10 protein-coding genes are annotated in these 8,448 nt (G+C 70.0%); 8 read left to right on the top strand and 2 right to left on the bottom strand.

Annotated elements, in window-relative coordinates:
* Positions 1-274 precede the first annotated feature (274 nt).
* The gene (locus tag AOK24_RS34680; RefSeq protein WP_055723961.1) at positions 275-898 is read right to left on the bottom strand and encodes a DinB family protein; all 624 of its coding nucleotides are present in this window, start codon (positions 896-898) and stop codon (positions 275-277) included.
* Positions 899-945: 47 nt separating this feature from the next.
* Positions 946-1,362 (bottom strand): PLD nuclease N-terminal domain-containing protein, encoded by a 417-nt coding sequence (locus AOK24_RS34675; protein ID WP_055723960.1) that lies wholly within the window; start codon positions 1,360-1,362, stop codon positions 946-948.
* Positions 1,363-1,542: 180 nt separating this feature from the next.
* On the opposite strand from AOK24_RS34675, the gene AOK24_RS34670 reads away from it, so the two are divergent.
* The 8 genes from AOK24_RS34670 (at position 1,543) to AOK24_RS34635 (ending at position 8,376) form a co-directional block, all read left to right on the top strand.
* Positions 1,543-2,994 carry a menaquinone biosynthesis decarboxylase gene (locus AOK24_RS34670; RefSeq protein ID WP_055723959.1) on the top strand — a complete coding sequence of 484 codons (1,452 nt, stop codon included), beginning with the start codon at positions 1,543-1,545 and terminating at the stop codon, positions 2,992-2,994.
* An 82-nt stretch (positions 2,995-3,076) separates the two neighbouring features.
* Positions 3,077-3,979: a menaquinone biosynthesis prenyltransferase MqnP gene (mqnP, locus tag AOK24_RS34665; RefSeq protein WP_055723958.1), complete on the top strand. Its 903-nt coding sequence runs from the start codon at positions 3,077-3,079 to the stop codon at positions 3,977-3,979.
* A gap of 158 nt (positions 3,980-4,137) precedes the next feature.
* On the top strand, positions 4,138-4,821 hold the full coding sequence (locus AOK24_RS34660; protein WP_055723957.1) for a UbiX family flavin prenyltransferase: 684 nt from the start codon (positions 4,138-4,140) through the stop codon (positions 4,819-4,821).
* A gap of 181 nt (positions 4,822-5,002) precedes the next feature.
* On the top strand, positions 5,003-5,458 hold the full coding sequence (locus AOK24_RS34655) for an Lrp/AsnC family transcriptional regulator (protein ID WP_055723956.1): 456 nt from the start codon (positions 5,003-5,005) through the stop codon (positions 5,456-5,458).
* Positions 5,459-5,529: 71 nt separating this feature from the next.
* Positions 5,530-6,693: an aminofutalosine synthase MqnE gene (gene mqnE, locus AOK24_RS34650; protein ID WP_055723955.1), complete on the top strand. Its 1,164-nt coding sequence runs from the start codon at positions 5,530-5,532 to the stop codon at positions 6,691-6,693.
* Between the two features lie 46 nt (positions 6,694-6,739).
* Entirely contained in the window at positions 6,740-7,264 is a 525-nt protein-coding gene (locus tag AOK24_RS34645) for a GNAT family N-acetyltransferase (protein WP_055723954.1), read from the top strand.
* Positions 7,265-7,338: 74 nt separating this feature from the next.
* On the top strand, positions 7,339-7,644 hold the full coding sequence (locus tag AOK24_RS34640) for a DUF4229 domain-containing protein (protein ID WP_055723953.1): 306 nt from the start codon (positions 7,339-7,341) through the stop codon (positions 7,642-7,644).
* 87 nt (positions 7,645-7,731) lie between these two features.
* Entirely contained in the window at positions 7,732-8,376 is a 645-nt protein-coding gene (locus AOK24_RS34635; protein ID WP_055723952.1) for a TetR/AcrR family transcriptional regulator, read from the top strand.
* Positions 8,377-8,448 lie beyond the last annotated feature (72 nt).

The following is an 8,448-nucleotide window of genomic DNA, read 5'->3' as shown; positions in this document are numbered from 1 at the left end:
GCGCCAGGTGCACGACGCCCATCCCGCCGCTGCCGAGCGGCTCGGCGAGCGTGTACCCGCCGACGGAGACGACAGACCCCGATTCTCCGCTGCTCGGCGGCATGTACGGTCGCCCTTCCCGAAGAGCCTTGCGCGGCTTGGGTGTTGCGGGGGTTCAGCCTAGAGCCTGGGGGGTCGAGAGCCGAGGGAGGGTGTGCGGCGGGGGTGCCGGTCCGGGTGGGCGCGTACGCCGTCGGCCCGGTGGCCGGGCGGGCTCTGCTGCGCCCCCGTCACTTCATCCCTCGTCCGCCTCCCGCGCGCTCCGCTCCAGCTTCTCCCGGTACTCCTCCCACCAACTCGCCTCCTTCTCCGGCACGTTGGACTTGTCCGCCCGATCCCCGACCGAGCCGTCCAGGAGTTCGCGGACGATGTCCGCGTGGCCCGCGTGGCGGCTCGTGTCGGCGCAGACGCGGGTCAGGAGGTGGTGGAGGGTCGTCGCCCGGCGCTCCTTCGGCCACCAGTGGACCAAGCCGACCGCGTCCAGGGGGAGTTCGGCGACCGTCGCGGCCGTGTGGGCCCAGGCGGCGCGGTACAGGCCGACGATGTCCGCGCGGGACTCCTCGGCCGTCGCCCACATGTCCGCGTTCAGTTCGGCGTCGCGGGTGTACCACCAGGGCGGCGGGTCCTCGGTGAAGTACGGCCGCCCGAACGTGTCGCCGAAATAGCCGAGTTCGATGCCCGCGCAGTGCTTGACCAGGCCCAGCAGATTCGTGCCGGTCGGGGTGAGGGGCCGGCGTACGTCGTACTCGCCGAGCCCTTCCAGCTTCCACAGCAGGGAGTCGCGGGCCTCCTGGAGGTACCGCAGCAGGTCCGCTTTCGGGTCGGGAAGGTCAGGGTCGGGAAGAGTCGTCTCCGTCATGCGCGGCAGCGTGTCACCCGGCACTGACAACTCCCGCCGGCCGACGCTCAGTCCGTGTCCTTCTTCGGGCCCTCGTCCTTGCCCCCGGCGTCCTTGCCGGTGTCCTTGCGCCGCAACTCCTCCTCGCGGCGCCGCAGGTCGGCCTCCCACTCCTTGAGGAGCGCCTCGTCCTTCTTGTTCTCCTCCTTCAGGGAGTTCAGGAACTCGGGGTTGTCGTCGGGTGCCACCCACGTCGTGCGGTGGTCGCGGTGCCACTCGGAGGGGGTACGGCCACCCGTCGGCGGCGTACGCACCTTGCCCGTCACGAGCCACGCGATCGAGCCCGCCAGCGGGAACAGCAGGATGATGAAGACCCAGGCGACCTTGGGAAGGTGCCGCACCTCGTCCTCGGGCGTGTTCAGGCAGTCGATGAACGCGAAGATCATCAGCGCCAGCGGAACCAGGAACAACAGCAGTCTGAGCATCGGGCGGGTTCCCCCAGGAAACGGCGTCGGGGCCCGGTGGCCCCGGTGTCGGGGCCAGGGTAACGGCTGGGGAAAATCCGGCGCAGGGGGCGGGCACACCCATCGGTACTACACGGTTAGCCCTCAGGTACGACGGGCCCGTGCGCGGGTCCGTGAGGTGCCTCGGCGATACTGGGACGCATGGCTTACGACGATCTTCGCTCCCTGCTCAGGGCCCTGGAACGCGAGGGCGACCTCAAGCGCGTGAAAGCCGAGGTCGACCCCTATCTGGAGGTCGGGGAGATCGTCGACCGCGTCCAGAAGGCCGGCGGTCCGGCGCTCCTCTTCGAGAACGTGAAGGGCTCGGCGATGCCGCTGGCCATGAACGTCTTCGGCACCGACCGCCGGCTCCTCAAGGCCCTCGGCCTCACGTCGTACGGGGAGATCACCGAGAAGATCGGCGGCCTCCTGCGCCCCGAGCTGCCGCAGGGCTTCATCGGCGTACGCGAGGCCTTCGGCAAGCTCGGCGCGATGACCCACGTACCGCCGAAGAAGGTCAAGGACGCGCCGGTCCAGGAGGTAGTACTCCAGGGTGACGAGGTCGACCTGGAGCAGCTCCCGGCCCTGTTCACCTGGCCGCAGGACGGCGGCTCCTTCTTCAACCTGGGGCTGACCCACACGAAGGACCCCGACAGCGGCGTACGCAACCTCGGTCTGTACCGCCTCCAGCGCCACGACAAGCGCACGATCGGCATGCACTGGCAGATCCACAAGGACAGCCGCAACCACTACCAGGTCGCCGCCCGCAAGGGCGAGCGGCTGCCGGTCGCGATCGCGTTCGGCTGCCCGCCCGCCGTGACGTACGCGTCCACCGCGCCCCTCCCGGGTGACATCGACGAGTACCTCTTCGCCGGCTTCATCGCGGGCAAGCGGATCGAGATGGTGGACTGCAAGACCGTACCCCTCCAGGTCCCTGCTACCGCAGAGGTAGTACTGGAGGGCTGGCTGGAGCCCGGCGAGATGCTGCCCGAGGGGCCCTTCGGGGACCACACCGGGTTCTACACGCCGCAGGAGCCGTTCCCCGCGCTGACCATCGACTGCGTGACGATGCGCAAACGGCCGCTGCTCCAGTCCATCGTCGTCGGCCGGCCCCCTACCGAGGACGGGCCCCTCGGGCGGGCCACGGAGCGGTTCTTCCTGCCGCTGCTGAAGATCATCGTGCCGGACATCGTGGACTACCACCTGCCCGAGGCGGGCGGCTTCCACAACTGCGCGATCGTCTCGATCGACAAGAAGTACCCCAAGCACGCGCAGAAGGTGATGCACGCGATCTGGGGCGCCCACATGATGTCCCTGACCAAGCTGATCGTGATCGTCGACTCCGACTGCGACGTCCACGACCTGCACGAAGTCGCGTGGCGGGCCCTCGGCAACACGGACTACTCCCGCGACCTCACGGTCGTCGAGGGCCCCGTCGACCACCTCGACCACGCGTCGTACCAGCAGTTCTGGGGCGGCAAGGCGGGCATCGACGCGACGAAGAAGTGGGTGGAGGAGGGCTACACCCGCGACGGCGGCTGGCCGGAGATGGTCGTGTCGGACCCGGAGACGGCGGCGACGGTCGACCGGCGGTGGAAGGAGTACGGGCTGTGAGCCGGAGTGGCGTGCGCGCGAGCGGCGGTGCGGGGGCGGGTACTAGTACCCCCCTACCTCAGGGTGATGCGGAGTACGGGCTGTGAGCGCGTCCGCTGCCGCGGTGCCCCAGCCGGGGCGTACGAGAGCTTTTCTGCGCCTCGTGATGATCGAGCACTCGATCTTCGCGCTGCCCTTCGCGTACATCGCCGCCCTCACCGCGATGTTCCAGCTCGACCGGAACATCCACTGGGGCCGGCTGCTGCTCGTGACGGTCTGCATGGTCGGGCTGCGGACGTTCGCGATGGCCGTCAACCGGATCATCGACCGGGAGATCGACGCGCGCAATCCCCGTACGGCGCACCGCGAGCTGGTGACGGGCGCGGTGTCGGTACGGCACGCGTGGACCGGCGCGCTGATCGCGGTCGTGGTCTTCCTGGGCGCGGCGGCGCTGCTCAACCCGCTGTGCCTGGCGCTCGCCCCCGTCGCCGTCATCCCGATGGTGGTATACCCGTACGGCAAAAGGTTCACGAACTACCCGCAGGCCATCCTCGGGCTCGCCCAGGCGATGGGCCCGATCGGCGGCTGGCTCGCGATCACCGGCGAGTGGTCCTGGGACGCGGTGATCCTCGGCCTCGCGGTCGGCATCTGGATCGGCGGCTTCGACCTCATCTACGCCTGCCAGGACATCGACACGGACCGCGAGACCGGCGTCCTGTCGGTCCCGGCCCGCTTCGGCATCCCCACGGCGATCTGGTCGGCCCGCGCCTGTCACGCCCTCACCACGGCCCTGTTCGTCTGGTACGCCCTGGCCACCGACGCGGGCGCCTTCTTCTGGCTGGGCCTCCTGATCGTCGCCGGCGCCTTCGTCTACGAACACACGATCGTCCGCCCCCACGACCTCTCCCGCCTCAACCGGGCGTTCTTCTCGGTCAACGGCTTCATCGGCATCGCCCTGTTCGCGTGCGCCCTGCTGGACCTGCTGGTGCGGGGGCTGACGGTCTGAGCAGGGCGCGGTACTAGCCGTGTACGCCTCCGGGGGTACCGGCAAGCTCACCGTCCCCACCCGTGCTCTCCCCGTCGACCCCAAGGTCCCCGGCCGGTCCTGAAGCTCTTCGTGCTCGCCGGTACGCTCAAGGTGTGAACGCAGGAGAAACGGAGCGCGTGCCTTGGATCGTGGGGGTGTCGGGGGCGTCGGGGACGCCGTATGCCGGCGCTGTCCTGCGGGCGTTGCTGGCAGCGGGCGAGTGTGTCGACCTCGTCGTCAGCCGGGCCTCGCGGCTCACCCTGCTGGACGAGACGGGGATCTCGTTCCGGGACGGGCACTGGCGCGAGGACCTCGGGGAGTGGCTCGGCAGGGGTGCGGACGGCAAACCTCAGAGCTACGACGTCGAGCTGAGCCGCGTACGGTACTGGCCGGCCGGTGACCTCGCCGCGGGCCCGTCCTCGGGGTCGTACCCCGCCAGAGGGATGATCATCGTGCCCGCGTCGACGGCGTGCGTCGCCGGAGTCGCCCTCGGTCTGTCGAAGGACCTCCTCCAGCGGGCGGCGAGCGTCACCCTCAAGGAGCGCAGGCCGCTGGTCGTCGCCGTCCGGGAGAGCCCGCTGACCGGCCAGACCCTGCGCCACCTGGTCACCCTGGACGACGCGGGCGCGAGCGTGGTCCCCACCTCGCCCGCCTTCTACGCCGGCGCGACCCACATCCAGGACCTGGTCGACTTCGTGGCCGGCCGGATCCTGGACTCGGCGGGCGTCCCGCACGGCCTCTACCGCCGCTGGAAGGGCGAACTCGGCGGCGGGGGCGGCGACGGCCGGGTACCCGGCACCGGGGGCGCGCGCGCCGACTGAGCGCCGCCCCCCGCATCACACACGCCCCGTACGGGTCTACCCGGGTAGTACGGGAGGCCGGCCCGGCGGCTGGGGAACCGGAGGCCCGTGGGGGACCCTCCGTACCGTCACCGGCACACATCAGGAACCTCGCAGATCCCTTCGAGCGCGAACGGATCTCTCATCGGAAGGCGCGAATCGCATGGACGCCGTGGACAGGCAGCTCATCCAGGCCCTGAGGGAGAACGGCCGGGCCTCCTACGCGGAGCTGGGACGCCTCGTCGGCCTGTCGGGACCCAGCGTCACCGACCGCATCAACCGGCTGGAGGCGGCCGGCGTGATCACCGGCTACCGGGCCACCGTGGACTCCGCCTCCCTCGGCCTCGGCGTCACCGCCCTGATCGGCATCTCCCTCTCGGACGCCGCCGACCACGAGGACGTCGCCCGCCGACTGAAGGACTTCGGCGAGATCGAGGACTGCTGGTTCATCGCCGGCGACGACTCGTTCATGCTCAAGGTGCGGGCGAGCGACGTGGACGGCCTGGAGCGCATCATCCGCCGCCTGTCGGGGACGAAGGGGGTCTCCCGTACCCGTACGACCATCGTCCTGTCGACGAAGTGGGAGAACCGGGTGGGGGCGCTGCCCGAGGAGGTCTGAGGGGTACTACGGGAGGGGGGTACTACACGCGGGGGTACCTTTGGGGGAGCTGTCGTACGAAAGGTGGAGGCATGGACGTCGGGCTCAAGCGCGAGCTGGAGGAGAAGGTCCGCTCCGGCGAGCGGCTGACCCGCGAGGACGGCATCGCCCTGTACGCGTCGGACGACCTGGCCTGGCTCGGCGGCCTCGCGCACGAGGTGCGGACCCGCAAGAACGGCGACGTCGTCCACTTCAACGTCAACCGCCACCTCAACATGACCAACGTGTGCACGGCGTCGTGCGCGTACTGCTCGTTCCAGCGCAAGCCGGGCGAGAAGGACGCGTACACGATGCGCATCGAGGAGGCCGTCCGGCTGGCGACGGAGATGGAGTCGGAGAACCTCACCGAACTCCACATTGTCAACGGCCTGCACCCCAACCTCCCCTGGCGGTACTACCCCCGGTCCCTGCGCGAGCTGAAGGCGGCCCTCCCGAACGTCTCCCTGAAGGCGTTCACGGCGACGGAGATCCACCACTTCGAGACGATCTCCGGGCTGTCCGCCTCCGAGATCCTCGACGAACTCATCGACGCGGGCCTGGAGTCGCTGACCGGCGGCGGCGCCGAGATCTTCGACTGGGAGGTCCGGCAGCACATCGTCGACCACCGCACCCACTGGGAGGACTGGTCGCGCATCCACCGCCTGGCGCACGAGAAGGGCCTCAAGACCCCGTGCACCATGCTGTACGGGCACATCGAGGAACACCGCCACCGCGTCGACCACGTGCTGCGGCTGCGTGAACTCCAGGACGAGACCGGCGGGTTCCAGGTCTTCATCCCGCTGCGCTACCAGCACGACTTCGTCGACCTGAAGGACGGCAAGGTCCGCAACCGCCTCCAGGAGCGCACCCGGATGGCGACCGGCGCCGAGTCCCTGAAGACGTTCGCGGTTTCCCGCCTCCTCTTCGACAACGTCCCGCACGTCAAGGTGTTCTGGGTGATGCACGGCGTGCAGACCGCCCAACTCGCCCTCCAGCACGGCGCGGACGACATGGACGGCTCGGTCGTCGAGTACAAGATCACCCACGACGCGGACAACTTCGGCACCCCGAACAAGCTGACCCGCGAGGACCTCCTCGACCTGATCCGCGACGCCGGCTTCCGCCCGGTGGAGCGCAACACGCGCTACGAGGTCATCCGCGAGTACGACGGCCCGGACCCGCTGCGCCGCGAGTCGCCGCAGCCGATGCGGGTGTGACCGAGTACTCCTCCAGTACTCACCGGGTAAGACCTAAGGTGGATCTGTGGCCCTTACCTTCACTTTCGATCCCGCCATCACCCCCGACCTCCGCGACGGCGTCCTCGACCTCTGGACGGACGTCTCCAACGCGGGCGGCGCCGTCGGCTTCGTCCCGCCCGTCGACCGGGAGACCGTCCGCCCGGCGCTGCTGAAGCACCTCGCGGACCTGGCGGAGGGCCGGGTCCGCCTGCTGGTCGGGCACGACGAGGCGGGCAAGGTCGCCGCGACCGCCTTCCTCAGCCTCAACACCCACCGCCTGATGGCGCACTGGCTGTGGCTCTACACGGTGATGGTCCACCCCTCCCACCAGGGCAAGGGGTACGGCCGCGACCTGCTCGCCGCCGCCGAGTCCGCCGCCCGCTCCCTCGACGGCGTCGAGGCGATCCGCCTCACCTGCCGGGGCGGCCTCGGCCTGGAACGGTTCTACGGGTCCTGCGGCTACAAGGAGGTCGGCCGCATCCCGGACGCGATCCGCGTAGCTCCCGGGGACGACAGGGACGACATCATCATGCTGCTCCCCCTGGTCTGACCCCCGTCCAAGATCTCCCGTCAGGCGTGGTTGACTGGACGACGGACCTTTTCGAACCGGAAGAGTGGATTGCCATGCTCCGCTACACGCTGATGCGCCTCGGAATCTTCGTGGGCTGCCTCGGGGTCGTCTGGGGTCTCGTCTACGCCGGAATCGTCCCGCGCGGCCTCGGCGACTCCAACGGCATGTGGATCGTGCTGCTCGCGCTGGTCCTCTCCGCGCCGATCAGTTTCGTCGCCCTGCGCGGGGAGCGGGACCGCGCCTCCGAGGACGTCGTCGCGCGCGTGGACCGGATGAAGGCCAACCTGGAGGCCAACCGCACCCAGGAGGACGCCGAGACCGACGAGGCCGGGCCGCGCGTGCAGGGCCAGACCTCCTGACGTACACAGCCGTCCCGGTCGGTGGCTGAGCCAAGCATCGCCGCCCGAGGGGGAGTTGAACCGCCGGACAGGCCCTAACCTTGGCTCATGGGTGCCGTGAAGACCAAGCGGATGCCGCGCGCGGTCCGTGAGCAGCAGATGCTGGACGCCGCAGTGCGGATCTTCGGACGCCGGGGCTACATGGCCGCCTCGATGGACGAGATAGCCGAACTCGCCGGTGTCTCCAAGCCGTTGGTGTACCTGTACCTCAACTCCAAGGACGACCTCTTCACCGCGTGCATCCGCCGCGAGGCCGCCGCGCTGGTCGCCGCGATCCGCTCCGCGATCGCCACGGATCTGCCCGCCGACCGCCAACTCTGGGACGGGCTGCGGGCGTTCTTCGCGCACACCGCCCAGCACCAGGACGCCTGGTCGGTCCTCCACCTCCAGGCCCGCACCCACGGCGAGCGGTTCGCCCTCGAAGTCGCCGCGATGCGCGAGGAGATCGTCGCCTTCGTCACCGGCCTCATCGTCGCCGCCGCCCGCGAGGCCCACCGCGACCCCGACCTCCCCGAGCGCGAGGTCGCCGGCCTCGCGGAGGCGCTGGTGGGCGCCGCCGAGTCCCTGGCGGACTGGGCGAACACGACGGCCGGCGTCACCGCGCGGGAGGCGGCGACGACGCTGATGAACTTCGCGTGGTCGGGGCTGTCGAACCTGATGGAGGGGCGCAGGACGTGGTCGGCACCGGAGTAGCTCGTGGGTCGGCACCGGAGTAGCTCTGGAGTAGTCCCCGGGTAGTACTCCCGCCCGCCTCAGCCTCAGGCC

The organism is Streptomyces niveiscabiei, from assembly GCF_001419795.1.
GTDB classification, from domain to species: Bacteria; Actinomycetota; Actinomycetes; order Streptomycetales; family Streptomycetaceae; genus Streptomyces; species Streptomyces niveiscabiei.
Note: the sequence above shows the minus strand (reverse complement) of the source record. Positions and strands in the feature narration are given on the sequence as shown.